The following is a 26943-nucleotide window of genomic DNA, read 5'->3' as shown; positions in this document are numbered from 1 at the left end:
CCGTACCAGGGCAAATAACGAGGTCACCATAGGGTCACGCGTTCGCCGCACGGACGTCCGAAAGCTGATAAAATGTCGCCACTCACCCGGCGGACACCTGTAACAGAGGTCGCAAGATGTAAAGATTACGTCGATATTTTTAGATTTCCCGTCAAGTTACCGCCGCGAAGGCAAGGCTATCCATTCAACGGGCCGAAGCTCGTCAAGATGACCCGTGGCTGCTATAAACGTCGTCATGCGACTCCGCGCCACCCAGTGCAGCCGGCCTTTTCGTCGCGCGGCCAGTGGGCGGGAAGCCCGGCCGCTCGAGAACACGAGTCCTCAGGGGGTGACGATCACCTGGTACATCAACGCGGTGAACGAAGGGAACCGGATGGGCGGCGCGGCTCTCCAGGAGAACAGGCTGTAGGCCGCCCATTCCCCGGCGTCGTCGACATCGCCCGGGTCGAGGAACAAGATTCCGGCGTCTGCCTGCAGCGAGATCACCAGTCCGCGGCTGAACCGGTGCCGTTGCCCGGATCGGGGTTGTCCTCGGCGCACAGGTCTTCCCAGTGCGCCCAGCGCGGCTCGATGTCGCGCAGCCAGCCGAGATTCGTGGTGTCCCGCATGCGCCAGACGAAGCCCCCGGCGTTGCGCCAGCCGTCGGTGGTCAGCAGGAACTCACGGTACGACGGCGGCAACCCTCAGCCCCCAGGCGAGCCTCCGCGCTCGCCGGCGCGAAGCCAAGCCATCGGTCACGGAGCAATTTATCCACATTCGACTGTCCAAGACGGACCCTGTTCGCCTCTGGACCTGTCACGGTTGCGTACCTTCCGCGCCAGGCAACAGCAGTTCACCGGGCGGCGGAGGGACTCGCCAGTACATCAAGGCGGTGGCCGAGCGGATCACTGAGGGTTCCCGCTCAGTGGCTGTAGAGGATGCCTCGGTAAAGCGCCGTGCAGAGCGTCGCAGGGTCTAACCCGACTGCCACGATGAGTGCGTCCGCAACTGCCGCTCGCGGGTTGATGTACGGATTGAGTCGTTCTGTGCACGCTGTGTGACTGGTTTGGTTAGGATCCTCCTCGGTTCGAGAGGTGGGAGAGGGGAGCGAGTGTGCAGGAGGGGTATCGCCGCCGAGACTGCGGCGTTCTTCGGCATCCAGTCGACCGATCTGGGGGCGGTCGCCTCGGCGGTCACTTTCGCGACCATGGCCGGTGCGGTGCGCGAGGCCGGTGCGTCGTATGGCGCGGCCGGGTTGTTCCGGAGTGTCGACGGCCTAAGGCCTGTGCTCGCGCTCGTGCAGTGTTTCGTGCTGCTGTCCGACCACTACACCGTCGACGCGGCTGTTGCTGGATTGACATCGCTGCACGCAAAGCAGGGAATGGGGGCGGTCCGCACCGAGCGTCTGGAGTCCGGGCCTGCGGTCGTTGTGGAGACGGTCGAACAGGATCTGCTCACGATGGGTGATGAGGTTTTCCAGACCGAACCGCGATCCGTTACGGCGTGGATACCGGACCCGGCCGGCACGTGTGTGGTCGGGTTGGGCGTGTCGAGCAACAACACCGAGGACTGGGACCAGATCAAGGATCTTGCCGAAGGGGTGTTCAACGCCTTCGAGTGGGTCGTCGCTGGAGGATAGGCCGGATGAGCGAGGACTATGCGCGGCCGGAGAGTCTTGCTTGGCAGGAGGTTCCGCCTGTTGCGGTGTATCAGTTGGCGAGCCGGACATTGCGGCATCCGTTGTTGTACGGGTTCCAGCTTGATGAGTTCCATCCCGCTTACCAGGTGCCGGGCAGGCGGAAGGACGGATCAATCGAGGGGGAGCAGCAGGTCAATCAGTTGCTGCGGCCGTTGCGAGCCATCGGTCGGGGGATCTCGGAGCTGTTCTTGGACACGGGAAGTAGTCAGTCCAGGCGGGGGATCGTGATCGGTCCGCCCGGCGGGATGGCGGTGCGATTCGCCGACGCGCACACGCGTCGCAGCGAGATCCCCTGGCTGCTGTGGTCGGTGTATCGCGTCGTCCTGGTTGAGGTCGTCGGTGATCGGCTGGATCTGCTGTGGTCCGGCGAACACCAGACAATGCCTGTTGTGGACGCTGTGAACGGCGTTCTGCGTTGGCAGGATGGCTCGTCGGCCGACCTGGGCCTTGGCGACTCGGCGCGTCAGCTGTTCGCGCGGCAGCGCAGCGTCTGAACCTTCGCCGCAAACAGGCTCGCGTAGACCAACGAGCAGTGCTCGGAACGTCCCTGCGTATTCGGCGGAGTAGTTCGCGGTGTCAGTGAAGGACGGTGTCCAGTCGTATCAGCAGGCGGGGTCTGTGCAAGGTCTGGCTTGGTAGTCGGTGTAGGAGCGCGGCGAGCGGCGCTCTGTCGGCTGGACTGAACCTCACCCTGGCGCTATCGAGTTGCCGCTGCGGCAGTCTGATCTGGTGGCGCAACGGCAGGATCTTGATGTCTTTGCCCCTGCTGCTCATCGGGATTAGGCGGGACAGAGCGAAGGTGTTAGTCAGGCCGATGGCAGGAGCACGGCCGATCATGCTGCCGTTGTGGTCGGCCGTCTTGAGAGGAGGGACAGGGTTGATGTCGTGCGTTGACCAGCACGGATAGCTTTTTCGGCAGGCGCAAGGCTCCGTCCAGGACCTGTGCCGTGCCAAAACTCGGCCCTGTGCCTTTGACCTGGGGTTCGTTGATGTTGTCACGCGGCCCTGTGGTACTCGTTGATCACGCCTCCGAGGAGCCGTTGGCGGCGGATCGGCGCAGCTGCTGGGATGATGGTGGCGTTGGGGTCGTCGTTCGGGGCTGTGTGGCGCAGTGCTTGGTGTGGTCGGTGGTTGTTGAAGTGGCGTACGTAGGTGTTCAGGACTGTGAGAGCGTGCTTTTCGTTGTAGATCAGTATCCGGTCGGTGCATTCCCGCCGGGCGCTGGAGACCCAGCGCTCGGCATAGCAATTCGCCCGCGGACGCCGCGGAGGGATCTTGACGATCTCGATGTCCTCGGCGGCGAAGACAGCGTCGAAGGTGTCGGTGAACTTGGTGTCCCGGTCGCGGATCAGGTGTTTGAACTGTCTGACGCGATCGCCGAGCTGCATGAGCAGGTTCCGTGCTTGCTGGGCGACCCAGTCGGCCGTTGGGTGCGCGGTCACGCCAAGGATGTGCACGCGTCGTGTCGTGACTTCCCTGACGAACAGGACGTAGAGGCGGCGTAGACCGATGGTGTCGATGTGGAAGAAGTCTGTGGCCAGCAGACCTGAGGCCTGGGTGCGGAGGAACTGCCGCCACGATGTGTCGGTCTGTCGTGGTGCTGGGCCGATGTGACGGTGGCGAAGGATCCGGCGGATGGTGCCTGCGCCGAGGTGGTGTCCCCATCGGGTGAGTTCGCCTTGGATCCTTCGGTGGCCCCATGTGGGGTTCTCTGCTGCCAGACGAACTACCAGGTTGCGGAGGTCGTCGGGGATGGGTGGGCGGCCAGTGGGGTGGGGATAGGTCCATTTCCTGGTCAGCAGGCGACGATGCCGGCGCAAGGGCGTTGCGGGGTGACGATCCGGTGTGCTCGTAGTCGGTTGGGCAGAAGCCGGGACAGTGCGGCGAGTATCGCTCGATCTGGCCACGATGGTTGTGGCTTGGCGACTTGCCGGCGCAGTACTGCTACCTCATGGCGCAACACCAGCAGTTCCGTGGTCTTGGCGGTGTCATTGCGGCAGAGGAGCACAAGCCAGCCAAGCACGTGATTCACGCTCAGGTAGAGCAGTCGAAACGTCACGGGAAACGATCCTGCAGCAGCTGGTCACGATGCGAAGGAACAGGCCAGTGGGTCGGCCGAGTTCTGGCACCCCACAGGTCCCGCCGCGTCCTTCCTCAGCGTCGAAGGGACGTCGAGGTGCTGGTGCTTACGACCCGAGGAGCGGTTCTATGCCGCCGGAGTCGTGTCGGCGGAGGGTGAGACGATGTCGGCCGCCAGTGGTGCGATCGCGCCGATGATGGCGGTCACGGTTTCGTCCGGCACGCCGGCCGCGGCCAGCGCCTCGGTGAGGTGCTCGGCCACGAGGTCGAAGTGCACCTGGCCGATGCCCCGTCCCTGGTGGACATCTTTCATGGCCCGGCCGGAGTACTCGTGCGGGCCGCCGAGCGCGGCCGCGAAGAACTCCATCTGCATCCCCTTGAGCCGGGACATGTTCGCCCCCGCGAAGAACGGCGCCAGCTGCGGGTCGGCGAGTACCCGCACGTAGAAGTCGTCCACCACGGCGATCAACGCTTCCTGGCCACCGATCCGCTCGTAGATGGTCATCATCATCGCCTCCCCGAACCCCGATTGTCCGACCAGGCAACTGCCGGAACGTTGCCGAGACATGACGCGACTGACGCGGCCAGGCAAAACTCGCCGCACACCAGCGGCCGGCAGCGGTGCGAGACTCACGGGATGCTCTCCAAGGGGGCATCCCGACCTTTGCCGCTCCAGTGAAACACGGCATTGCGGTGCACGTGCAACCAGCCACGTTGGCGCAACTCTACTCGGCGGAGCGTTCAGAGAAGCCGCCGCGATACGGAAAGTCTGCGCACAGCAGGATCCGGCGCTCCACGGACCCGCCTATCGCCGCGCATCGGCGCAGCTACGCAACCACCTCGATCACATCGGACGAGCCGACGAGGCAGTGGCACTCGATCTGACCGCCCAGTCGCTGAGCCAGTCCGCCGACACCCGCAAGAACGATCAGTGAATATTCACTGCAGCCGCCCACGGTGCCCGCCGCAGCCCTCAATCCACAGGTTCTCGCGCTGCCAGTACGTTCGCTCGCCGTATCAACATATGTCTATTATGGATGATCGGATTCCGACCGCTTCGCGGCAGACCGGAAAACCCCGGCAAGCGTGCAAGAGTCCGGTCGATCGGACAAGCCCGCCGCAGCAGAGGGCTGACCGCGACCGTGGTCGGGAGTCCATAGTGGAGGCAAGCTCCTGTTGTGGTTACTGGTGTGTCCATTGCGGGTGTGACCGGCGATGTGATGGCGTGGTTGGTGTCTGGGCGGATGCGCGATCGCTGTCCTTCATTCGAGGTCCAATGTGGATATAAGTGGTCCACGGCGTGGAATCGTTCGCCGCTACAGTTCCTCGGCGTCGCCAGCCTGTCCCGCATGACGATCGGCCGGTGCGCCGCGCTTCCACCTCGGCCAGCAACAACTTGCGCCTGTCCTGGTCGAAATCTCGGTTACCGGTTCTGGCCTGGAGTTTCATGCGGCGGGTCGGTATTCGTTGAGCAGTCCGCCGAGATGCTGTCGGCGTCGGATCTCGCCGATTTGGCAGGGAATGGGATCATGTTCGGGACATCGTCGGGAGCACGCAGAAGCATCCCGTCGCATTGGTGGCTGCGCCCGGTGTTGTGATGGGCGATGTAGACGTCGAGTAGGTGGCGTAGGTGGCGTTCTCCGGTGATGAGGATCCGGTCGGTGCACTCTCGGCGGACGGAGCCGATCCAGCGTTCGGCGAAGGTGTTCATCCGCGGGGCCTGCGGTGCGGTGAGTACGATCTGGATGCCGATGGAGGCGAAGACCGCGTCGAAGGCGGCACTGAACTTTGCGTCACGGTCGCGAATCAGGTGTCTGAAGCGGTGCCCGGCCTCCTCGAGATCACTGGCAAGACTGCGGGCCATCTGAACCGCCCAGTCCGCGGTTGGATGCTCGGTGATGCCGAGCAGGTGGACTCTGCGCATGTTGATCTCGATGGTGAACGCGGCATATAGCCTCTTCAGCGTCACGGTGTCGACGTGGAAGAAGTCGATCGCCAGCAGGCTGCCAGCCTGGGCGCGTAAGAAGGTGCGCCAGGTGTCATCGCTGCGTATCGATGGCGGGATCCCGTTGGCGCGCAAGATTTTACGGATGGTCGAGGCGGCGAGTCGATGGCCGAGGCGCCGCAGCTCACCCTGGATACGGACCACACCCCAGGTCCGGTTCTCCCTCGCCAGGCGCAGGATGAACGTGGCCAGTTCATCGCCGCTCGGCGGACGACCCGAAGGCTTCGGCTGTCGCCACTGCGCTGCGATCAGCTTGCGGTGCCAGCGCAGCAACGTTGCGGGTGTGACTATCCGGTGGACGCGTAGGGCTTTGGGAAGCATTCGGGCAAGTGCGGCCAGGACCGCGCGATCCGGCCAGGACAGGCGGGGACTTGGGTTGTTGCGTCGCAGCACAGCGAGCTCGTGGCGCAAGGCGAGTATCTCCGTGTCCTTCGATGCCGACGACCGAGCGAACAGCACAAGCCAGGACAGCACCTGGACGAAGAGCCGATAGACCAGACGAACAGACACGACCGCCGATCATCAGATGTCACGATCGCCCAGGTCAAACCGGATTGCCGCATTCTCGATCAGGACAGGCAGGTGAGGCCTATGCCCTGACAGCCCTCCACCGCCCCGATTGGTCATGCTGCGCAAGGTCTCCCGGACTGTTTGCCCACGGCCCTAGTCAGGCCGAGAGACTCTGATTCAGCGTCGTGAGTCGTGACGTACCCGCTGGATAGCAGCGCTTGCCGATCAGCAGCGCGGCAACGGCTCCGATGTAGGCCAGCGGCGCCAGCCGCAGTGCCTCCAGCAGTCCGAGACGGTCGGCCAGCACCCCGACGACGAAGGGGCCCAAAGCCAGTCCGAGCAGGCTGTTGACCAGGGTGAGTGATCCGAAACCGGTGGCCCGGATGGAGGGGTGGGTGAGGTTGGCGACCATGGCGGTCGCCGGGCCGGATGCGCCGGCCGAGAAGAAGGCGCCGGCTCCGATCAGAACGAGCTGGAGCCCGCCCGCGTCGAGGTTGAAGCCGACGATCAGCAGCGCCGCCGCGAGCAGGCTGTAGGAGGCGGCCGTGGTCCATTTACGCGTCGGTTGCTCGTGGCTGAGCCGGTCGGTGACGATGCCGCAGACGATCATCCCCACACCGATGAGCAGGACGAAGATCGCGGCGACCGCACCGGCCCGGTCCGGGGTCATGGCGTGGTAGCGATTGAGGAAGCTGGGTATCCAGGCCGGCAGGACGGCGGCGACGAACAGCTGCAGACCGCTACCGATGTAGGCGCAGTTCACCGAGGCGATGGAGAACAGACTGGTGAGCGGAGCACGATATCCGGCGGTTGTTCTCGGTTCACCGCTGGTCGCGGTCGTGTCACCATGCTGATACCGATCCACCTTTGTCTGGGTGACGAACACCCGGAACAGTACGACCAGGAGCAGGCCGAAGATCGCGACGGCGGTGAACGACCAGCGCCAGCTCAGCTGCACGGCGATGACGCCACCGAGCGCGACACCGATCACTGAGCCGAACGATCCACCGGCCATGAGCGCACCGCTGAGCGACGCACGAAGGTGGGGCGGGAACATGCTGAGTACCACGGCGATGCCCACGCTGCCATATGCGGCCTCGCCCACTCCGACGAGGAAACGCGCGCCGAGCAACTGACCGTAGTTGACAGCGACGGCGCAGAGGAGGGTCGCCACGCTCCAGATGATCGCCATCAGGACCAGGCTCTTGACCCGCCCCCAGCGGTCCGCCAGTAGCGACAGGGGAAAGGTGAGCAGGCCGACCATCAATGCGACGACGCTGTTGAGGGCGGCGAGCCGGGAGTCGGACAGCGCCCACTCTGCCTTCAGGAACGGGAAAACCGCGCTGAGGACCTGCCGCGACATGTAGTCCGACAACAGCAGTACGAAGGCCAAGCCGAACACGACCCAGGGGTAGATCCTTTGCCCTCCTGTCACGGCGACAGGGTCTGTTGTGGGGGCGTCGGCAGTCTGAGCTTGCGGTTCCACGGCCACTCCTGTGCTGGCTCGAACGTGATCGGCGTAGACCTCGATCAGGAGTGATGCGTGAAACCGACCTGACCCGGTTGACGGTTCGGCGCGAACCCGATCTTGGCCAGGGTTTCGTCGGCGTCGGCGTACCGCTCGCCGATCTTGTAGATATCGAAGGCCTCCTTTCCAGTGGCCACCTCGCGGCCGAGTTCGCCGGCGATACGTGCCAACTGCTCGACCTGCTGGACCGAGGTCATCTTCTGGCCCTCCTTGCCCCACAACGTGTCCTCGTTGCCGCAGCGGGCGTGCAGACCCATCGCGATCGCCATGGTGTTGACCGGCAGGACACTGCGCATGAGGGTTTCCAGCGTGAGCACCGCACCGTCGGGGACACGGCGGATGAACTCCATCATGTTGTACGGACTGGGGCCATCGAACCCACCTCCGATGCCGACCCACGTCAGCATGAGCGGGCCGGTGTAGACCCCCCGCCGGATCAGCCGCTCCACGGTTTCCAACTGCGGGATGCCGGCCAGCTGGAAATGCGGCTGGATACCCGCGGCTTGCAGCCGCCTGAGGTGTTCCTCGACCCAGGCCGGGCCGGCTGGTACGAACATTTCGCGGTATGCCTCCGCCACGGCCGGTCGCGTGAACGAGGTGCCCGCGATGTCGTCCGCTGTCATCAGCTCCATGATGTTCATCTGGCAGGTGTTGATGGCGATGGTCACCTGGTCCGGCGCGGGATCCAGCGCGGCCAGCATGTGACGGGCCTCGTCGCCGAGCCACCTGGCGTCCGCCCCTTCGTGTTCCGGCGCGAAGGAGATGGAGCCGCCGACCTGCAGGATCATCTCGGGGACGGCCGCACGCAGCCGGTCGAGCAGTTCGTTGAACCGCGACAGTCGTTTGGAGCCCTTGCCATCAAGCTCCCGCACGTGGATGTGCAGCACGGTGGCGCCCGCGTTGTAGCAGTCGACGGCCTGGCGGACGTGGTCGTCCATGGTCAGCGGAAGGTCTTCGGGGAAGTCGGCTGGTTCCCATTCCGGCCCGTAGGGAGCCGCCGTGATGACCAGCTTTTCCTGGTTCTCGGGAAACAGTGAGTCGTCGAGGAAATGCATGATTTTCTCCCGTCGAAAGGGGAAGGATTGAATCGGACGGTCAGAATGGCCGGTCGCCGATGATTCCGGCCCGCTCCATCTTGCGGACCCCGGGCCAGTAGTCCTGAACCGCGTAGTGCTGCGTGGATCTGTTGTCCCAGATCGCGACGCTGTTGGGGGTCCACCGCCAGCGGACCTGGTATTCCGGGATCGAGGCCTGACTGATCAGGTAGTTGAGCAGGTTGCTGCCGCCGGGGGCGTAGTCGATGCCATAGCGGATGTTCTCCGGGGTGTGGAAATTGACGAAATGTGTGGTGTACGCGTTGACGAAGAGGACCTTTTCCCCGGTTTCCGGGTGAGTGCGCACGACCGGGTGCTCCGCGTCGGGAAAGTATTCCTTCAACCGGTGGCGTTGTGCCACCGGCATCACCGCACCGAATGTGGCCTCAATGCTGTGCCTGGCACGCAGCCCATCGATCAGTGTCTTGATGTAGTCGGGCAGCTTCGCGTACGCCTCGACCATGTTCACCCAGATCGTGTCGCCACCGGCCTTCGGTGTCTCCACGCAGCGCAGCACACATCCCATCGGCGGCTTCTGCCGCCAGGTGGCGTCACAGTGATAGGCGTTCTCGTAGTGCTCGGCGGGGCTGTCGAGATCCTTGTAGATCCGGACCAGGCCCGGATGTTCCGGATCGCTGCTCGCTAGCGGGTGGTCTTCGAGTTCGCCGAAACGCCGGGCGAATGCCACGTGTTCGGCGCGGCTGATGTCCTGATCGCGCAGGAACAGGACCTTGTACTTGAGCAGCAGCGCCTTCAGTTCGGTGAACAGCGTGTCGTCCCGGCTGACGTCGCCGAGGTCGACGCCGAACAACTCGGCACCGATAGAGCAGGTGAGCGGCTCGAACCTGATCGTCGACGACCCGACGGGCGTCGAGTCCGCCGACTCAGGGGTGTTGGTCATGACGAATCCTCTGGGTTGGGTTTCGTGTGGCGGGTCAGACCGAGAAGACGGAGGAGCCGATGCCGCGGCCCGCCTCCAGGTCGCGATGAGCCCGCACGGCGTCAGCCAGGGCATAGCGTTGGTTGATGCCGATCTCGATCCGGCCGGACTCGACGTGGCCGAAGAGCTCTCCCGCCAGCTCGGCGCGCTCCGCGGGGTCGGCGATATAGTCGGCCAGCGCCGGGCGGGTGACGAACAGCGAGCCCTTGACGGCGAGCTGCATGGCGTCGATTGGTGGGACAGGTCCCGACGCGGTTCCGAAGCACACCAACAGGCCGTGCCGGGCCAGCGAATCAAGGGAAGCCGAGAAAGTCGTCCGGCCGATGCTGTCGAACACGACCGGCACACCGGCACCACCGGTGAGTTCCCGGACCCGTCCGGCCACGTCCTCGCGGGGGTAGACCACGACGTGGTCGCACCCGTAGGCACGCGCTATCTCGGCCTTCTCGTCCGTCGACACCGTGCCGATCACCGTGATACCCAGGAGTTTCGCCCACTGCGTGAAGATCAGACCGACGCCGCCCGCGGCCGCGTGCAGCACAACGGTGTCTCCCGGCTTCAGAGGGTGGATCCGGCGGAGCAGATAGGCCGCGGCGAGACCACGCATGGTCATGGCGGCAGCGGTGTCGAACGCGATCGCGTCTGGTAGCGCGATCAGTGGTGCGGCGGGCATCACGCGCTCGGTGCTGTAGGCCCCGAGGGGGCTGCCGGTATAGGTGACGCGGTCGCCCTCCCGCACGTGCGCTACCCCTGGTCCGACGGCCTCGACCACGCCGGCCGCTTCCACGCCTATGCCTGCGGGCAACTCGACCGGGTAGAGGCCGGCGCGGAAGTACGTGTCGGCGAAGTTCAGTCCAACCGCCTCATGGCGGACCCGGACCTGACCCGGCCCTGGTTCGCCGACCTCGACAGTTTCCCACCGCATGACCTCTGGGCCACCAGTCTCGTAGTAGCGAACCGCGTTTGCCACGGCGTTCTCCTCAGGTCGGAATCGGGTGGTCTCATCTGCCGCGTACAGCACCAAACGGTAGGCAGCCTCGACGACCGATGCTTATCCTGAGGTGACAGCAAAGTATTCAACCCGGGACGCGATCGTGAAAACCCTCGCTCGCTATGCCGCGCTGAACAGCTACGTCGAGGTCAGTCAGTCGGTCGGCATCGACCCGGCACGGCTGATGAGAGGCGTCGGCCTCGATCCCGCCGACCTGGGCCTTCCGGATCGCTGGATCCCCGCCGTGGCGATCGCCAGGCTCCTCGAGCAGTCAGCGGCGACGTCCGGGCACCAGGACTTCGGCCTGAGACTGGCCGAACGTCGACGGTTGGCCAACCTCGGGCCCCTGAGCCTGGTCATTCGCGAGGAGTCGGATCTCCGCAGCGCTCTCGGAATGCTGATCCGCCACGAAAACATGTACAACGAGGCACTGCGAATGCGCATGTCCGTGATGAACGGATTGGCGACCGTCCGCATCGGGTTCGAATTCGGTGAATCGGCGCAGACGAGGCAAGCGACGGAGTTGGCTGTGGGCGTACTCCACCGGCTGCTGCGCGACTTCCTCGGCACCTTGTGGCAGCCGGTCACCGTCTGCTTCACGCACCCGCCTCCGGCGGACGCGAGCACCCATCGAAAGTTCTTCGGACCAGCGGTCAAGTTCGAGCATGAATTCAACGGGATCGTGTTCTATGCAAGTGATCTTGACACACCGAACAAGATGGCGGACCCGCAGTTGCGCACCTATGCCCAACAGTTCCTCGACTCCCTCGAACCCTCGAAAGAAACGACGACCCTGAATCGAGTCCGGGAACTCGTCGAACTTCTGCTGCCCTCCGGCCGATGTTCGGTCGAGCAGATAGCCCGTAGCCTCGGCGTCGACCGCAGGACCGTCCACCGGCACCTCGCCGACGCGAACGAGACGTTTTCGTCGGTACTGAACTCGATACGGACCGAACTAGCCGAACACATGGTGAGCAACCGGCGTTACTCTCTGACCGAGATCGCCACTCTGCTGTCCTTCTCCTCGTCGAGCAACTTCTCTCGCTGGTTCCGAGGGCGATTCGGATGCAGCCCCAGCCAATGGCGTGCCAGTGGTGTGCCGCTCGCGCCTGTTGCGAGCGCGGCATCACCGACGGCGTAGACGTCGGGGTGCGAGACCGACCGCATTGTGTCGTCGACGACGATCTGCCCCGTCGCGGAAACCTGCAGGGTCGTGGCCGCATTGGCGCGTCGCGCGCTCGAGCTTGCCGGGGTTTACCAGGGCGGGGGTCCTGGCGGACCGGTACGGCTTCAGTCCTCGACGATGATGGTCCCGTCGGTAGCCGACGCGGTTCCGCTCGTGATCGTTACCGCCACTGCGGCGATGAACACGGCCACTAGAGCCAAAACAAACCTGCGACGAATCTTCACGCCGCCAGGTTAGGCGCGCACGGCTGGACCAGGCACCGCTACTCGGCCGAACGCGGCCGCACAGTCCACTGTGGCCAGACAGCTGCAGCGGGCCGGCGTAGTAAGGGTTCTCCTCACGGCGCGCCCTCGATCATCTTCCACGCGCGGGTGGCCATGTGCAGGTTGAGGCGCTGGTCGACGTCGGTCAGGTCGAAGCCGGTGATCTCGCGGATACGCCGCAGGCGGTATCGCAGCGTGCTGCGGTGGATCAGCAGTTCCGCCGCCGCGGCATCGTAGTTCCCGCCGCACTCAAGGAAATGCGACAACGTCGGCACCAGTTCGGCGTTGCGGCGGTAGTCGTAGTCGATCAGGGCGCCGAGCCACTCGTGCACGAACTGCTCGATCTCACTGCCGTTCTCGCCGGTCTGCAGGATGCGGAACACCCCGAGCTCGTCGTAGGACGTGATCCCGTCCGGGGTCCGCGACATCATCCGGATGTCCAGTGCCCGGCCGGCCTCGAAGAACGACCGGGGGAAGTCGGCCGGACAGTCGCACCGCCCGCCCACACCGATCGAACCGTTGGCCGGCCTCAGCTCCTTGCCGATCGCCCGATACAGGGCCCGGGCGTCCGGCCGGCCGCGGAACAGCGCCACCACCGCCTTCGGCCGCCTGGTCACCAGGACTTGCAGCTGCATCCGGACCGCTGCGTGCTCAACTGCGCGAACCACCTTGCCGTCAGCGATCCCGGGCCAATGCAGCACCGCTACATAGTGAGGTCCTTGCAGGTCGTGGCCGATGACTTCGGATCGCGCGTAGGCGCTCGCGTCGTCGGTGCCGGAGAGCAAGTCCTCCACCAGTTCGCGCCGTAGGCGTAGCTCCATCTCGGCAAGCTTGTGCTGGTAGGTGAACTCCAGCGCCAGGATGACCGCGCCGCGTTCGAGAACGAACATCTCGTGATCGCCCGCTGTCTTCTCCGGATCGATGAGCAAGAGCACACCGAGGATCTCGTCGCGCGGCTGGACCAGAACGAGCAGACGGTCCTTCTCCCTTGTGGAACCGCCCTCCCGGACCGCACGACTGAGTACCTCCTCCCGCCGTACGGCGTGCGGCTTCGGGTAGGGATCCGGGCAACCGGGCCCCTCCCACGCCCGGAGGTTCCCGAACCGGTCCTCGACCGCCACCGCGTGTCCCGTCAGCTCGAACAACGCTGCGGCAATACCTTGCTCGCCGTGCAAGGCGATCACCTTGGTGAGCACCTCATGCACGTGCCGTGCCCGTTCCAGATCAGACACTGTCCGCATGAGCTCGGCGTTCACGGCCGCACGTTCCTCGTACAACCGGCGAAGTTCCTTGGCCTGCTCACGTTCCCGCTGATGCGACGACGCGTTCGACATCGCCGTCGCGGTCAGCTGGGCGAGCGCCTTGAGCAGGAAGAACTCGTCCCTGAATGGCTCACGGTCCGCGCTTACCACCAGGTACCCGTTCGGCGCGCCGATTCGCCGTAATGCGAACGCCCAGCACCAAGGGCTATTGCCCGCGATGATCGCGCCGTCCTCACCGCCCAGGGCACGCACTGCGCCGTCGATCTCGTCGAGCGCCGGACACCGTCCCCGAGTGGCGGTCCGCACCAGCGAGTTGTCGCGGACCAGGTAACCGGCCTCGGCTTGGCAGGGGCCGAGGGAGGCGACCGAGGACATGGCCAGCTTCAGGATGTCCTCCTCGTCGCGATCGCTGAACATCATCGTCGACAGCACGAACAGACTGTGCAGGCTGGACAGGTGAGATCGGCCCCAGGACTGCGTGTCCGCCGATCCGGCCGAAGTCACACCTCTACGTTACCCGCTGGTGACCCGCAGTACCGGTTGGTCTCACCCTGCCAGGACCAATCAGGCCGGTGGATTTCGACCGGCCAGAGGCAAGCGGAATCCGGCGAGGTTCTGGGACCCTGCCTATGCCACGGCACGATCTTGTCCTAGGTAGACAGACGGAGGAGTCGCCATGGTACTCAGGCATGACAAGGAAAACCGGCGATCAACCACCGATCCCGCCGACACCGGGCAACGGCGGGTCATCGCCGCGTTCGCCAGCTACGGCGAGGCCGAGCGCGCGGTGGACTTCCTGTCGGACCAGAAGTTCCCGGTCGAGCGGGTGGCCATCGTCGGTCACGACGTGCGGATGGTCGAACAGGTGGTCGGACGGCTCAACTGGGGCCGTGCCGCATTGCACGGCGCGGGCTCCGGTGCACTGGTCGGCGCACTGGTGGGGTGGATCTTCGGCCTGTTCGACTGGGTCCGGCCGCTGGTGGCGAGCCTGACATTGGCCGCGTACGGATTGATCTTCGGCGCTGTGGTGGGCGCGATTTTCGGGCTGATCGCCTACGCGCTGCAGGGCGGGCGCCGTGATTTCTCGTCCATCCGGATGATGATGCCGAGCCGCTATGAGGTTCAGGTCGATGCCGAGGTGGCCGACGAGGCCACGCGTCTGCTCATCCAGCGTGAGAGCGCTCTCAAAGCCCCTGAGAAGTAGCGCGGACGCCCGAGGAGGCAGCTCATGGCGAAGGCAGTCGGAATCGATCTGGGCACGACCAACTCGGTGATCGCCGCCTGGGAAGGCGACGAGGCGACCGTGATCCCCAACGCCGAAGGATCCCGGACGACGCCGTCGGTGGTCGCGTTCACCGATAGCGGCGAACGGCTGGTAGGTCAGCTTGCCCGGCGGCAGGCGATCCTGAATCCCAAGGGGACTGTCTATTCCGCGAAGCGGTTCATCGGGCGCCGGTACGACGAGATCTCCGAGGAGACCAAGGCGGTCGGCTTCGACGTGGTGGAAGGGCCGGGTGGCTTGGCCCGCTTCCAAGTGCACGGGAAGTTGTTCGCACCGGAGGAGATCAGCGCGCAGGTGTTGCGCAAGCTGGCCGACGACGCGTCGAAGTTCCTCGGTGAGAAGGTGACCGAGGCCGTGATCACCGTGCCGGCCTACTTCAATGACGCGCAACGGCAGGCCACAAAGGACGCCGGACGGATCGCCGGGCTCAACGTGTTGCGGATCATCAACGAGCCGACCGCGGCCGCGCTCGCCTACGGGCTGGACAAGAAGAGCCACGAGACGGTGATGGTGTTCGACCTGGGCGGCGGCACCTTCGACGTGAGCCTGCTCGACGTGGGTGACGGCGTGGTCGAGGTACGGGCCACCGCCGGCGACGGGCACCTCGGCGGCGACGACTTCGACCGTCGCCTGGTCGACCACCTCGCCGAGACGTTCCAGCGGGACAACGGCATCGACCTGCGCAAGGACCCGCAAGCGCTGCAACGGTTGTTCGAGGCGGCGGAAAAGGCCAAAGTGGAGCTGAGCTCGGTCACCCAGACGCAGGTGAACCTGCCGTTCATCACTGCGGACGCCGCCGGCCCGAAGCACCTGACCACGACCATCAGGCGAGCCACCTTCGACGAGCTCACCCACGACCTGGTGCAGCGCTGCCTCGGCCCGGTGCAGCAGGCGATGGCCGACGCCAAGGTGTCCGCGAACGACATCGACGAGGTCATCCTGGTCGGTGGCTCGACCCGGATCCCGGCGGTGCAGAACCTGGTTCGCAGGCTGACCGGCGGCAAGGACCCCAACATGAGCGTCAACCCGGACGAGGTGGTGGGGATGGGCGCCGCCATCCAGGCCGGGGTGCTCAAGGGCGAGGTCTCCGACGTGCTGCTGCTCGACGTCACCCCGCTGTCGCTGGGTGTGGAGACCCGCGGCGGCGTGATGACCAAGATCATCGAACGGAACACCACCATCCCGGCCCGCCGCACTGAGGTGTTCTCCACCGCGGAAGACAACCAGCCCGCTGTCGACATCGTTGTACTGCAAGGAGAACGAGAGCGAGCGGCGGACAACCGGGGGCTCGGCCGGTTCCAGCTGACCGACATCCGGCCCGCACCGCGTGGCGAGCCGCAGATCGAGGTCACCTTCGACATCGACGCGAACGGCATTCTGCACGTCACGGCACGCGACAAGGACACCGGCAAAGTGCAGGGCATCACCATCAGCGAGGCATCGAACCTCGACCCCGGCGAAGTGCAGCGGATGATGACCGAGTCCGAGCAGCACCGGTCCGAGGACAAGGCCATGCGCGAGGCCGTCGACGCCCACAACGAGCTGGACTCGGTCGCCTATCAGGTGGAACGACGGCTGGCCGAGCTCGGCGACGCCGCCCAGCCACACGACAAGGCGCGCGCCGAGATCCTGATCAACGACGCGCGTGACGCGGTCAAGAACGAGGCACCGCTCGATCGGGTGCGATCGCTCACCGCCGAACTCCAGCAGCTCTACCATGGCCTCGCGGCGGCCCGGCCGGGCGGCGACGGCGGTACCCGGTCCGGCTCCGGGTCCGGGGTGGCCGACAACGATGTCATCGACGCCGAGTTCGACCGGAGCTGACCCGTGCCCACCCAGAACGAGTCCGGCCAGCCGGAGGCCGCCCGAAAGGAGCCGGCGCAACAAGAACCGGCACAGCACGACTCGGCCCGGAACGAATCGGCCCAGCAGCCGCCGGCCGAGCTCGCCGAGTTGGCGGACCGCTGGCGGCGGGCCGTCGCCGACCTGGACAACCTGCGCAAGCGGTACGCACGGGAGCTGCGGCGTGAGCGGGCGGCCGAGCGGGACCGGGTCGCCGCGGACTGGCTGACCGTGCTGGACGATATCGAGCGTGCGCTCGCCCATGCCGAAGCCGATCCACGCGCGATCGTCGCCGGTATTCAGGCGGTCCGGGACCACGCGGTCGGTCTTCTGACCGCACTGGGATACCCGCGACAGGACCAGACCGGGATTCCGTTCGACACCGCCAAACACGAGGCGGTCGCCGCGGTGGACAAACCGGATGTCCCGCCGGGCACTGTGGTGGACGTGCTGCGGCCTGGCTACGGAGATGGCGAACGGCAACTGCGACCGGCCGCGGTGACGGTCAGCCGCCGGGGGTGACCGCGCGGTGGCACGAGACTTCTACGAGATCCTCGGCGTGCCGCGAACTGCCGGCCCCGAGGAGATCCAGCAGGCGTACCGCAGGCTCGCCAGGAGACACCACCCGGACGTGAACAAGGATCCGGGTGCTGAGGAGCGGTTCAAGGAGGTCAGCGAGGCCTACGACGTGCTCGCCGATCCGGAGACCCGCAAGCGCTACGACCAGTTCGGTGCCGATTTCCGGCAGGTCCCGGAGGATTTCGACGAACGGGTTGCCGTTGGGCAGGGATTCCGCTCCGGAGCGCCACGGGGTGGCGTCCGGGCCGGCTTCGGCGACGACGTCCAGTTTGGACAGGGTTTCGGCGGTGTCGACATCGAGGACCTGCTGGGCGGGATGTTCGGCAGACGGGGCGCAGGCGGCCCGATCCCCGGTGCCGACCAGGAGGCGGAGCTCGCGCTGTCGGTCGACGAGGCCTACCGCGGCGGTCGTCGGAAGCTCACCCTGGCCGGGCCGGACGGCCCACGCACCTACGACGTCACTATCCCGCCAGGAGTCGTTGACGGGCAACGGATCCGACTGTCGGGTCAAGGAGGCCAGGGTAGTGGCCAGGCGCCGAGTGGTGATCTTTACCTGATCGTGCGGATCAAGCCGGATCCGGCCTACCGGCTGTCCGGCCGGGACATCACCGTCACGCTTCCGGTGACGCCTTGGGAGGCCGCGCTGGGCACCACCGTCCCGGTCACCACGCCGGGCGGTGACGTGAAGGCCAAGGTTCCGCCCGGCACGTCGAGCGGCCGCCGGCTCCGGCTGCGCGGCCAGGGAATGCCCGATCCCCGTGGCGCGCCGGGAGATCTGTACGCCGAGGTCCGGATCATGGTGCCGGCCGAGCTGTCCGGCCGCGAGCGAGAGCTGTTCGAGAAGCTGGCCGCCGGGTCGGCCTTCGACCCGAGGAGGCAGCGGTGACGGCAGTAAGTTACGCGCTCGCCCGCCCTCGCAGGCTCAGCACCGCGATGCTGGCCAGCAGCACCGGCCTGCATCCCGAGCTGGTCCGCAGGTTCGCCGCGCTCAGCCTGCTCGATGCCGTCCGCGATTCGACGGGTGAGCTCTGGTTCACCGCGACGGCGCCCGCGAAGGTGGCCAGAATCCAGCGGCTGCGCGCCGGGCTTTGCTTGAACTACAACGCGATCGGGCTCGTGCTCGACCTGCTGGACCGCATCGACGCGCTGGAAGCCGAGCTGCGGGCGAGCCGATCGGTGGAGGGTGGACGTCCATGGACATGAACCGGCTGACCCGGAAATCCCAGGAAGCGTTGCAGGACGCGCAGTCCATCGCCACGCGGCACGGCCATACCGAGGTGGACGGCGAGCACCTGCTCGCCGCCCTGCTCGACCAACCGGACGGGCTTGCGCCACGCCTGCTCACCGGCGCTGTGGTCAACATCGACGCACTGCGTTCCGACGTCGAGGCCGACCTTGCCCGCAAACCCGCGGTGACCGGCCCAGGCACCGCGCCCGGGCAGGTCTACGTCACCAGGCGGCTGGCCGCTTTGCTCGAAGCGGCCCAGCGGGAGGCCAAGCGGCTCAAGGACGAATACGTCTCCATCGAGCACCTGGTGCTCGCGCTGGCCGAGGAGGGCTCCGCGACCGCGGCCGGCCGGGCTCTCAAGAACCACGGCGTGACAAGGGATTCCTTCCTGTCCGCGCTGACCGGCGTGCGTGGCAACCAGCGCGTGATCTCGGCCAACCCCGAAGTCGCCTACGAGGCACTGGAGAAGTACGGACGTGACCTCGTGGCGGAGGCGCGCTCCGGCAAGCTGGACCCGGTGATCGGGCGGGATGCCGAGATCCGCCGCGTCATCCAGATCCTGTCCCGCAAGACGAAGAACAACCCGGTGCTGATCGGTGATCCCGGCGTCGGCAAGACCGCCATCGTCGAAGGGCTGGCACAACGGATCGTCCGCGGGGACGTGCCGGAAGGGCTGCGGGACAAGACGATCTTCGCGTTCGACCTGGCCTCTCTCGTCGCGGGCGCCAAGTATCGCGGTGAGTTCGAGGAGCGGCTCAAGGCCGTGCTCGCCGAGGTGACCGCGGCGCAAGGCCGCATCCTGTTGTTCGTCGACGAGCTGCACACTGTGGTCGGGGCAGGTGCCGCGGAAGGCGCCATGGACGCGGGCAACATGCTCAAGCCGATGCTGGCCCGCGGCGAGCTGCACATGATCGGCGCGACAACGTTGGACGAGCACCGCAAGCACATCGAGAAGGACGCTGCGCTGGAACGCCGGTTCCAGACCGTGCTGGTCGACGAGCCGACCGTGGCGGACACCATCTCGATCCTGCGTGGACTGCGGGAACGGCTCGAGGTGTTCCACGGGGTACGGATCCAGGACGGCGCCCTGGTGGCCGCGGCGGTGCTGAGCAGGCGTTACATCACCGACCGGTTCCTGCCGGACAAGGCGATCGACCTGGTCGATGAGGCCTGCGCCAGGCTGCGTACCGAGATCGACTCGATGCCGGCCGAACTGGACGAGATCACCCGGCGCGTGATGCGGCTGGAGATCGAGGAAACCGCTCTGGCCAAGGAGAAGGACAACGCCAGCAAGGCCCGTCTCGACGAGTTGCGCAAGGAACTAGCCGATCTTCGGGCCCAGGCCGACGCCATGCGTGCGCAGTGGGAGGCCGAGCGGCAGGGCATCCGCCGGGTTCAGCAGCTGCGTGAGGAACTGGAGGCGGTGCGGCGCGAAGCCGAGGAAGCCGAACGTGTCTACGACCTCAACCGGACCGCCGAGCTGCGCTACGGCAAGCTCGCCGAACTGGAACGCAAGCTGGCCGCCGAGGAGGAGACGCTGTCGGCCAAGCAGGGTGGCAACCGGCTGCTGCACGAAGTGGTCACCGAGGACGAGATCGCCGAGATCGTCGCGGCGTGGACCGGCATCCCCGTGGCCCGGTTGCAGGAAGGCGAGCGGGACAAACTGCTGCGGCTCGACGAGATCCTGCACGAACGGGTCGTCGGCCAGGACGAGGCGATCCGGCTGGTGGCGGACGCGATCATCCGGGCCCGTTCCGGCATCCGCGACCCACGCCGGCCCATCGGGTCGTTCATCTTCCTCGGCCCGACCGGGGTCGGGAAGACCGAACTGGCCAAAACCCTTGCGGCGGCGCTGTTCGACACCGAGGAGAACATGGTCCGCCTGGACATGAGCGAATACCAGGAACGGCACACGGTTTCCCGACTCGTCGGCGCCCCACCCGGCTACGTCGGCTATGAGGAGGGTGGCCAGCTGACCGAAGCCGTACGGCGCAAGCCGTACTCGGTGGTGCTCTTCGACGAGATCGAGAAGGCGCACACCGACGTGTTCAACACCCTGCTGCAAGTGCTCGACGACGGGCGGATCACCGACGCGCAGGGCCGCACCGTCGACTTCCGCAACACGATACTGATCATGACCTCGAACATCGGGTCGATGCACCTGGTCGACGGCGTCACCGCGGACGGGGAGATCAAACCCGATGCGCGCGCCCAAGTGATGTCCGAACTGCGCCGGCATTTCCGGCCGGAATTCCTCAACCGGGTCGACGACATCGTCCTGTTCACCCCGCTCAGCGTCGCCGAGATCGCCAAGATCGTCGACCTGCAGTTCGAGGAGCTGCGCAGGCGGCTGGCCGAACGCCGGATCCCGTTGGAGCTGACCGGGAACGCGCGCAGGCTGATCGCCGAGCACGGATTCGATCCGGTCTACGGGGCACGGCCGTTGCGTCGCTACATCGCCCACGAGGTGGAGACCAGGGTCGGCAGAGCGTTGCTCGCCGGCGACGTGAGGGAAGGGCGGGCCATCGTCGTCGACGCGAAGGACAACGAACTGGTGGTGTCCTTTCAGGACGCCCTGGAGGCGCAAACCGCCTGAGGAGGATCGAGCCGATGGAGTCCGAGATCGTCGAATGTGACCATTGTGGACGGAAGAACAAGGTGCCCGCCGCCGCGCCCGGCTACCCCAAGTGCGGCAACTGCGAGTCCGCGTTGCCGTGGGTGGTCGACGCGGGCGACGCCGACTTCGCCGAGGTCGCCGAGCAGGCGTCGATCTTCGTCCTGGTCGACCTGTGGGCGCCTTGGTGCGGCCCGTGCCGGACGGTCAGCCCGGCGCTGGAACAGCTGGCCAAGGACCGCGCCGGCCGACTGAAGCTGGTCAAGGTCAACGTGGACACCGCACCCGGGCTGTCTCAGCGGTTCGATGTCCTGGCGGTGCCGACATTGCTGCTCCTGCAACGGGGAGAAGTGATCGCGCGCCAAGCGGGTGCCGCGCCGGCTGGTGCCCTTCGTGAGTGGGTGGACACCGCGATTGCGAAGGCCAAAGCATCCACATCGGACTCGGGAGGACGCTGATGAGTTCCGGCGTTGTCAGCACTGCGCATTTTCTCGCCGCTGGACTGCCGGAACACGACCTCACCGCGATGCGGCCAGGCCGGTTCGCCGCAGCCACCTACCCGTTGCACGGCATGCTCGGCGAGCATCTGTACGCCCGGCTGCACCCCGGTGGGGAGATCGCGACCGAGGTCGCGTTGTTCGTGTCGGCCATCCCGGAGGAGCTGACCGCGAAGCTGCCGACCGCGTTGTCGCTCGAACTGCTCGCGGTGCATTTCCCCATCCTGCCGACCGGGGTGATCCCAGATGAGATCACCCTGTATCCCCTGCCGTTCCCGGCCTGGGTGGCCCCGCTCGAGGCGCTGGACCACGGCGATGTGGTGGCACACCGAGCCGTGGCCGCGGCCCCACAGGTACTACGGGCCTGGCTGTCCACGTCGAATGACTGAGTCGGACGGGCTGCCGGAGACGCATGAAGGTCCAGGCCAGAACCCGTAACCGAGTTTTCGACCAGGACAGGCATCCGATGGGTGGCATGACGAGCACACCTGGCTCGGCGGCCTACCCGGTGAAGCAGTACGAGTCGCTGGACGCGTCGCCGCCCTGCAGGCGGGTCTGATGCACCCGCAGGCCGCGGAAGGTGTCCCCGTACAGGAAGAAGCGGTGGTCCGCGGACAGCCCGCCGTCGGCGTTATCCGCGTCCAGCTTCACCATCCACGCGCCGACGCCCTCCGGGTAGAAGACCTCGTCCCAGGCCGCGTACAGCGAATTCGTCAGGTAGATCCGCTTGGCGTCCCGGCTGATCTCCACCATCTGCGGACCGCCGGACAGCGGCAGGTCGGGTGCCGCCGGATGTGGCCGCTTCCCGACGATGCCACCGAGCCGCACCGATGCCGTCTCGCGCGGCGAGAACGGATCGCTGACGTCGTACTGCTTAAGCTCCCCGGTGCCCCAGCACGAGACGTAGAGCCAGCGATCGTCGACCGACAGGTCGATGTCCAAGATCAGCGGCGGGACCGCCGAGAACGGCCGCAGCGCGGGCGGCAGCTGCGCGGGATCGGCCGGCTCGGCGGGAATCGTGATCACCTTGCGGACCGCCCACTGGTCGCCGTCCTTGTGCCACAGCCACACCGAGGCGGACAGGTCCTCGACGCTGATCACCACACCGGCGAAGCCATAGGTCTTCGCCGGATCGTGCGCCGGCCGCAGCTCCAGCACCATCTGGTGGGCGTCGCCGAGGTCGACGCGCTGGCGCGGCTTGCGCTCGGACATGCTCCAGAAATTGAGGTGATGGCCGAACCGGCGGCCCAGCAGGTCCTCCGGGTTGAAGCCGTTCTCGATCATCGACGGGGTGGCCCATTCGGAGGTGATGACCGTGTCGTGGTTGAGGTGCCACCACACGTCGTAGGCGAAGTACTGGTCACCGCGCTCGGCCTCCCATGGGCCCATGACGTCGAAGGTGTCGTGGTCGAGCAGCGCGACCCCGCCAGGGCCGTCCGCGCCATCGGCGCCGCCGAGCGCGGACAGATAGATCCCATCGGGTCCGCAGTGCACCGTGTGCGGGCGCGAGTAACCGGCCTTCGCCGCGAGCTCGTCCGCCCCGATCTCGCGCACGACCTTCGGTGCTCTCGGGTCCAGCTTGGTGTCCAGCACGTAGGTCCGCGACGAGCGCAACCCCGGCACGATCAGGTACCGGCGTTCGAGGTGTCCCGCGTGCCCGCCGTGGCACAGCGCGCTCGAGCAGGCGTTCCACCCGAAGTGGTGCAGTTCGTTGCCGCTGGTCGGCAACTCCGTCCAGCCGACCACCTGGCCGAATGTCGAGGACATTTCGTCGCAATCCACCACGGTGAGTGCATCTCTGGCCTGGCCGGCCGGATCGAACGCAACCACATACGCGAGTGACTCCGGCGCGGCCGCGATCGCGTCGGACGGGGTCCGGTAGAACGTGGGATCGGCGATGTCCGCCATGATGGCCTCCTCTTCAATTATGTCCACAATGGACAGATCGAGCCATCGTCGCCACGCGCTGGCGGCGGGTCACCGACAACCAGCTTCCCCGGTCCCGCATCACCCTGGGCCGCGACGAGGGGGCACGGAGACTGCCACGGTATGACCGTGGCCACCCGCGCATAAAGGGCCATATCCGGCCAGATAGCGCCAACGCGCATCCGCGCCGTCGGCCAGGACGGAAGCGATCACCTCACACTGCTCTGCAGACTCTCTGCAGTTTCTCCTCGAAGGAGTAGCGCAGAGTCTGACGCTGGTCTTCCGCTTAGGTCGTCTGAATACGGCATCCCGCGAGGTTCGCGATTCCTCGTGGGGACCTAGGGTTCGCGGATGTCTCACGACATGTCTCCCGGCTGGAATCTCAGATCCGTGGCATTTTTTCAGCGCCAGTTGGGGTGGGACTGGCGACACGGGCTCCGGATTTGCTCGGCGAGCAGGCACGGGTGAACTGGACGACGTCAACCAGGTGAACGTGCCAAACATGGGACACTGGACTGTGGACTGGGTTGGTGCCCGGACGGCCAGTGGTGCCCGCCGTGCGGGCGGGCAGCAGGAGAACCTCCACTCGGGGGCGGCGATACAACCCGTGCGTGGCCCACCGAGTCGAAAGGAAACCCCATGGCTGCTACCGTCCCCCCGCTTTCGTCCCGGCACACCGAGGTACTTGAGGACCTCGCGCGGTTCCCGCTTGTCGACGCCCTCCTGGGCCGCCGGTCACGGCGCTTTGCACTCGGCGACGAGATCCCTGACGGCCCGTTGGCGTACACCTCCAGGCACGATCCGATGCCGCTGAGGAAGAGGTCACGCTCCAGCGCATCCTTGAGCGTCACCGGGACCGCCTGCGCCAGCTCTCCGGCCAGCGTATCCACCTGCCCCGGGAAGAGCCGTACCTGGAAGGCCACAACACCTGGTGCGTCCGCCCGATCCCCGGAATCGAGCGGTTTCGCGGTCTGGCCGATATCGACCAGCTGATGCCACTGACGTTCTTCGACCAGTACATGCTCTCGGAGGTGGTCGCCGAGTTGGCCACATCCTGTTATGCGGGCGTGCTCATGCTCCAGGGCATGGGGCTCGGCGGCTGGATGTTCGACGGAATCGACCGCTTCACGATGCTCGGCGCGTCCGGCGACCCCGGGATTCCCGGCCTCGGCTTCCGCTACGACCAGGACGAGCGCTGGCCGACACCCAACCCGACCGGACGGCAGGGTGTATTCGAGGCATACTGCCCGCCGCACTACCTCGACATGGCGGCGGCCGTGGAGGCGTTCGCCGAGCGGAAGTTCGGCCCGGGCGGCCCCTACCACCCCGACACGCCCGGTGCCTGGACCGACAGCCCGGGCGTCCGCGCCAGCGCCCAGGTCCACTCACCGCAGTTCAAGGCCTGCGTCACCCACCAGGCGCAGTACATCTACGACACCTTCGGCAAGTTCCCGGGCACCGTGCCGTCGGTCATGATCCTGAACTACGTCCAGGCCCACCACCTGGATCTGGAGTTTTACGACCGATTCTTCAGGCCAGGGGCCTACCTCCGCGCTCACGCTCACCACATGCAGCGCTGGCATGCAGAATAAGCGACGCCAGAGCCCCACGCGATCCCGCCCGGATTACGAAACCGACAGATACCGACTCGGCCGCGTTCCCGGGGGGAGAGTGTCCGTTCTCATCCATCGTGTCGGGGAGTCAGGCCGCTGAACTGGGAATGGACATTTCCGTTGAGACGGAGCGGATGGGTGGCGTGCCCTGCGTTTGCTGGCCGAGTTGACCCTCCCTCCAGCGTCTCAATGATCACTTCATAGTGGGTGCTCGCCGACCTGGGCCGTGACAGCTTCAGTGAGACGCGATTCTGCTTCGTCTCAGTTGAAATGGCAGATTTCGGTACTGGCTAGGTGGAACAGAGATCGTTCCGTGTCGGCCAGCAACGTCCGCTTCGCTGGTGACAGGACGATCGGACGATACCGATTTCGTATTGACCAGATTTTGTCATGTCTTGACTGTTCGGCCATCGCCGAAACAGCCGCGCCACCTTCCTCAGCTCAGAATTGTCGGACCCCTGTGTTGTACTGACCCGCGCTGAAGGACGCACGACGCAAGGGGATTCCTGCATGCCAGTGATCATTCGTACCCGCCCCGATGGCACTAAATACCCCATCCGCGTTGGCGGAGGAGGCAAGATAGCAGTCGCCGCAACTTTTGCCGCTGCCGTCCTGGCCGGTGGCGGCCAGTTGGGTCTGACCGCAACCACAGGCGGGGCGGGCAACAGCGTCGCGGGCAACCTCACGGGTGATGTGGCCGATTCGCTTCCCGGCCGCGATCTGCGGACACGAAAGACGGAAGGACGCAAGTCCGCTCAGCGCGGGCGTTCGGATGAAGCGTGGAGCAGGATGAAGTTCAAAGAACTCAAGCGCAATGTCGAGCACCGGCTCGAATGCGTCGCCGCCTCGACGGGCAAGGTCCGGGAGTTCCTCCTGCGGACACCGTGCACGTCGTTGGATGGGCTGTTGTTCCTCGTCGGTGACGGCCAGGGCAACGCGGCCGTCGTCTCCGTGGTGCGCATCGGGTTCCGCACCAAGGCCCAGGCTAACGCTTTCCAGAAGGTAGAGGACATCGGTGAAAGCGGCGACGTCTTTCCCTGGAATGTCGCGACAGCTCTCGACTTGGCCAACGTATCGATGACCGGGCACCACTACCACCTGCGGACAGACAAGACTGCGAAGATCATCGGCGAGGCTGATGTCGCCACGGGCAGCATCGACAAAGAAACACTTCTTGCATTGGCTGAAGTCGCCTCATACTTACCAACAAAGTGACCGGCGTATCTGTCGCACCAGGACATGCGCCTCATGACCACGCCGAAGATCCTCTTGTAACAAGTGCGCTAATCGGCATGACAGCGTGTCCGGACTTCCTCGGACGCATGTCCACTTCCGCGGGATTCTAGTGAGACAAGCCAACTCTGATGAGACTGACATCAGCCTAGCCGAGCACGAACAAGACAAACCGGGCGGTCTGCTGCACCACCGCTTGAGAATCTGTCAGACCTGCGCGCGACACCCTGAGACGCTGCAAAGTCCGCTGAGAACGGACAGAGAGAGTCTCGGTACGAGTCGCATACGACATCCACACGACATCGCCGGTGAGATTACGACATCACATTTGAGACCCTACAGTGATGTAGGGTCTCACCGCGCATGACATCTCGATCTTGTGTGACCTGCGGATTCACTCCGTGTCTCAGTTGATGCGTCCGCCTTGATGTCTCACTTCGGTGACACTTCTTCATGGCGGGCCCAACGGGCGCCGCCCGCTCTGGTGATGCATGTCCCGCGCCGGCCGGTGAGCAGCTCGATCAAGCGCACTGACCGCGCGCGGATGGGCGAGCAGCGTCCGGGGCCGAACACCAGGTCGAGGCAAGCGGACC

At 65.8% G+C, this 26943-nt stretch carries 25 protein-coding genes; 13 read left to right on the top strand and 12 right to left on the bottom strand.

Translation table 11 applies throughout. The features are described from left to right. Window positions 1-321: 321 nt before the first annotated feature. Complete coding sequence (locus JOF56_RS45130) at window positions 322-486, bottom strand: hypothetical protein (protein ID WP_209645674.1); 165 nt, start codon at window positions 484-486, stop codon at window positions 322-324. Further along, the gene (locus JOF56_RS45125) at window positions 483-680 is read right to left on the bottom strand and encodes a hypothetical protein (RefSeq protein ID WP_209645673.1); all 198 of its coding nucleotides are present in this window, start codon (window positions 678-680) and stop codon (window positions 483-485) included. Before JOF56_RS45125 ends, JOF56_RS45130 begins: the two co-directional genes overlap by 4 nt. A gap of 410 nt (window positions 681-1090) precedes the next feature. Between JOF56_RS45125 and JOF56_RS45120 the strand changes: the two genes are divergently transcribed. Then, window positions 1091-1618, top strand: coding sequence for a hypothetical protein (locus tag JOF56_RS45120; protein WP_209645672.1), 528 nt, complete (start codon window positions 1091-1093; stop codon window positions 1616-1618). A 5-nt stretch (window positions 1619-1623) separates the two neighbouring features. Continuing rightward, complete coding sequence (locus JOF56_RS45115; protein WP_209645671.1) at window positions 1624-2172, top strand: hypothetical protein; 549 nt, start codon at window positions 1624-1626, stop codon at window positions 2170-2172. 501 nt (window positions 2173-2673) lie between these two features. On the opposite strand, the gene JOF56_RS45110 is transcribed toward JOF56_RS45115, so the two are convergent. The 8 genes from JOF56_RS45110 to JOF56_RS45075 all read right to left on the bottom strand — a co-directional run bounded on the left by JOF56_RS45110 (window position 2674) and on the right by JOF56_RS45075 (window position 10804). Then, window positions 2674-3498: an integrase core domain-containing protein gene (locus tag JOF56_RS45110; protein ID WP_245378662.1), complete on the bottom strand. Its 825-nt coding sequence runs from the start codon at window positions 3496-3498 to the stop codon at window positions 2674-2676. Next, complete coding sequence (locus JOF56_RS45105; RefSeq protein ID WP_209645670.1) at window positions 3474-3737, bottom strand: hypothetical protein; 264 nt, start codon at window positions 3735-3737, stop codon at window positions 3474-3476. The genes JOF56_RS45110 and JOF56_RS45105 overlap by 25 nt, the downstream gene beginning before the upstream one ends. 147 nt (window positions 3738-3884) lie before the next feature. After that, on the bottom strand, window positions 3885-4262 hold the full coding sequence (locus JOF56_RS45100; RefSeq protein ID WP_307855553.1) for a group I truncated hemoglobin: 378 nt from the start codon (window positions 4260-4262) through the stop codon (window positions 3885-3887). Window positions 4263-5180: 918 nt separating this feature from the next. Beyond that, entirely contained in the window at window positions 5181-6272 is a 1092-nt protein-coding gene (locus JOF56_RS60430) for an integrase core domain-containing protein (RefSeq protein WP_307855552.1), read from the bottom strand. Between the two features lie 157 nt (window positions 6273-6429). Further along, window positions 6430-7707, bottom strand: a complete 1278-nt coding sequence (locus tag JOF56_RS45090; RefSeq protein WP_307855551.1) for an MFS transporter — start codon at window positions 7705-7707, stop codon at window positions 6430-6432. Window positions 7708-7802: 95 nt separating this feature from the next. Then, window positions 7803-8855, bottom strand: coding sequence for a beta-keto acid cleavage family enzyme (locus tag JOF56_RS45085; protein WP_209645667.1), 1053 nt, complete (start codon window positions 8853-8855; stop codon window positions 7803-7805). A gap of 40 nt (window positions 8856-8895) precedes the next feature. Further along, entirely contained in the window at window positions 8896-9795 is a 900-nt protein-coding gene (locus tag JOF56_RS45080) for a TauD/TfdA dioxygenase family protein (protein WP_209645666.1), read from the bottom strand. 34 nt (window positions 9796-9829) lie between these two features. Continuing rightward, window positions 9830-10804, bottom strand: coding sequence for a quinone oxidoreductase family protein (locus JOF56_RS45075; RefSeq protein ID WP_209645665.1), 975 nt, complete (start codon window positions 10802-10804; stop codon window positions 9830-9832). 124 nt (window positions 10805-10928) lie between these two features. Here JOF56_RS45075 and JOF56_RS45070 point away from each other — a divergent pair, with 124 nt between their 5' ends. Continuing rightward, window positions 10929-11966: an AraC family transcriptional regulator gene (locus tag JOF56_RS45070; protein WP_307855550.1), complete on the top strand. Its 1038-nt coding sequence runs from the start codon at window positions 10929-10931 to the stop codon at window positions 11964-11966. 382 nt (window positions 11967-12348) lie between these two features. On the opposite strand, the gene JOF56_RS45060 is transcribed toward JOF56_RS45070, so the two are convergent. Beyond that, on the bottom strand, window positions 12349-14040 hold the full coding sequence (locus tag JOF56_RS45060) for a PucR family transcriptional regulator (RefSeq protein ID WP_307855549.1): 1692 nt from the start codon (window positions 14038-14040) through the stop codon (window positions 12349-12351). A gap of 172 nt (window positions 14041-14212) precedes the next feature. Here JOF56_RS45060 and JOF56_RS45055 point away from each other — a divergent pair, with 172 nt between their 5' ends. The 8 genes from JOF56_RS45055 to JOF56_RS45020 are packed head-to-tail and all read left to right on the top strand — an operon-like array spanning window position 14213 to window position 21967. Continuing rightward, window positions 14213-14740, top strand: a complete 528-nt coding sequence (locus tag JOF56_RS45055; protein ID WP_209645664.1) for a YflT domain-containing protein — start codon at window positions 14213-14215, stop codon at window positions 14738-14740. A gap of 24 nt (window positions 14741-14764) precedes the next feature. Then, the gene (dnaK, locus tag JOF56_RS45050) at window positions 14765-16642 is read left to right on the top strand and encodes a molecular chaperone DnaK (protein ID WP_209645663.1); all 1878 of its coding nucleotides are present in this window, start codon (window positions 14765-14767) and stop codon (window positions 16640-16642) included. Between the two features lie 3 nt (window positions 16643-16645). After that, window positions 16646-17182 (top strand): nucleotide exchange factor GrpE, encoded by a 537-nt coding sequence (locus tag JOF56_RS45045; RefSeq protein ID WP_209645662.1) that lies wholly within the window; start codon window positions 16646-16648, stop codon window positions 17180-17182. Window positions 17183-17189: 7 nt separating this feature from the next. Continuing rightward, on the top strand, window positions 17190-18125 hold the full coding sequence (locus JOF56_RS45040; protein ID WP_209645661.1) for a DnaJ C-terminal domain-containing protein: 936 nt from the start codon (window positions 17190-17192) through the stop codon (window positions 18123-18125). Then, complete coding sequence (locus JOF56_RS45035) at window positions 18122-18442, top strand: chaperone modulator CbpM (RefSeq protein ID WP_307855548.1); 321 nt, start codon at window positions 18122-18124, stop codon at window positions 18440-18442. The genes JOF56_RS45040 and JOF56_RS45035 overlap by 4 nt, the downstream gene beginning before the upstream one ends. Further along, complete coding sequence (gene clpB, locus JOF56_RS45030; RefSeq protein ID WP_209645660.1) at window positions 18433-21063, top strand: ATP-dependent chaperone ClpB; 2631 nt, start codon at window positions 18433-18435, stop codon at window positions 21061-21063. The genes JOF56_RS45035 and clpB overlap by 10 nt, the downstream gene beginning before the upstream one ends. A 14-nt stretch (window positions 21064-21077) precedes the next feature. Further along, on the top strand, window positions 21078-21539 hold the full coding sequence (trxA, locus tag JOF56_RS45025; RefSeq protein WP_209645659.1) for a thioredoxin: 462 nt from the start codon (window positions 21078-21080) through the stop codon (window positions 21537-21539). Next, window positions 21539-21967 (top strand): hypothetical protein, encoded by a 429-nt coding sequence (locus JOF56_RS45020; RefSeq protein ID WP_209645658.1) that lies wholly within the window; start codon window positions 21539-21541, stop codon window positions 21965-21967. Before trxA ends, JOF56_RS45020 begins: the two co-directional genes overlap by 1 nt. A gap of 112 nt (window positions 21968-22079) precedes the next feature. Here the strand turns inward: JOF56_RS45020 and JOF56_RS45015 are convergent, their stop codons facing one another. Next, a complete protein-coding gene (locus JOF56_RS45015) occupies window positions 22080-23486 on the bottom strand; it encodes a selenium-binding protein SBP56-related protein (RefSeq protein WP_209645657.1) in 1407 nt (468 codons plus the stop codon). A gap of 1010 nt (window positions 23487-24496) precedes the next feature. Between JOF56_RS45015 and JOF56_RS45010 the strand changes: the two genes are divergently transcribed. Continuing rightward, window positions 24497-25096: a hypothetical protein gene (locus tag JOF56_RS45010; protein WP_209645656.1), complete on the top strand. Its 600-nt coding sequence runs from the start codon at window positions 24497-24499 to the stop codon at window positions 25094-25096. A 531-nt stretch (window positions 25097-25627) separates the two neighbouring features. Beyond that, the gene (locus tag JOF56_RS45005; RefSeq protein ID WP_209645655.1) at window positions 25628-26332 is read left to right on the top strand and encodes a hypothetical protein; all 705 of its coding nucleotides are present in this window, start codon (window positions 25628-25630) and stop codon (window positions 26330-26332) included. Window positions 26333-26943: the final 611 nt, after the last annotated feature.

The organism is Kibdelosporangium banguiense (assembly GCF_017876405.1).
Taxonomy (GTDB): domain Bacteria; phylum Actinomycetota; class Actinomycetes; order Mycobacteriales; family Pseudonocardiaceae; genus Kibdelosporangium; species Kibdelosporangium banguiense.
The sequence above is the reverse complement of the archived record's forward strand: the minus strand, read 5'-3'. Positions and strand labels throughout refer to the sequence as shown.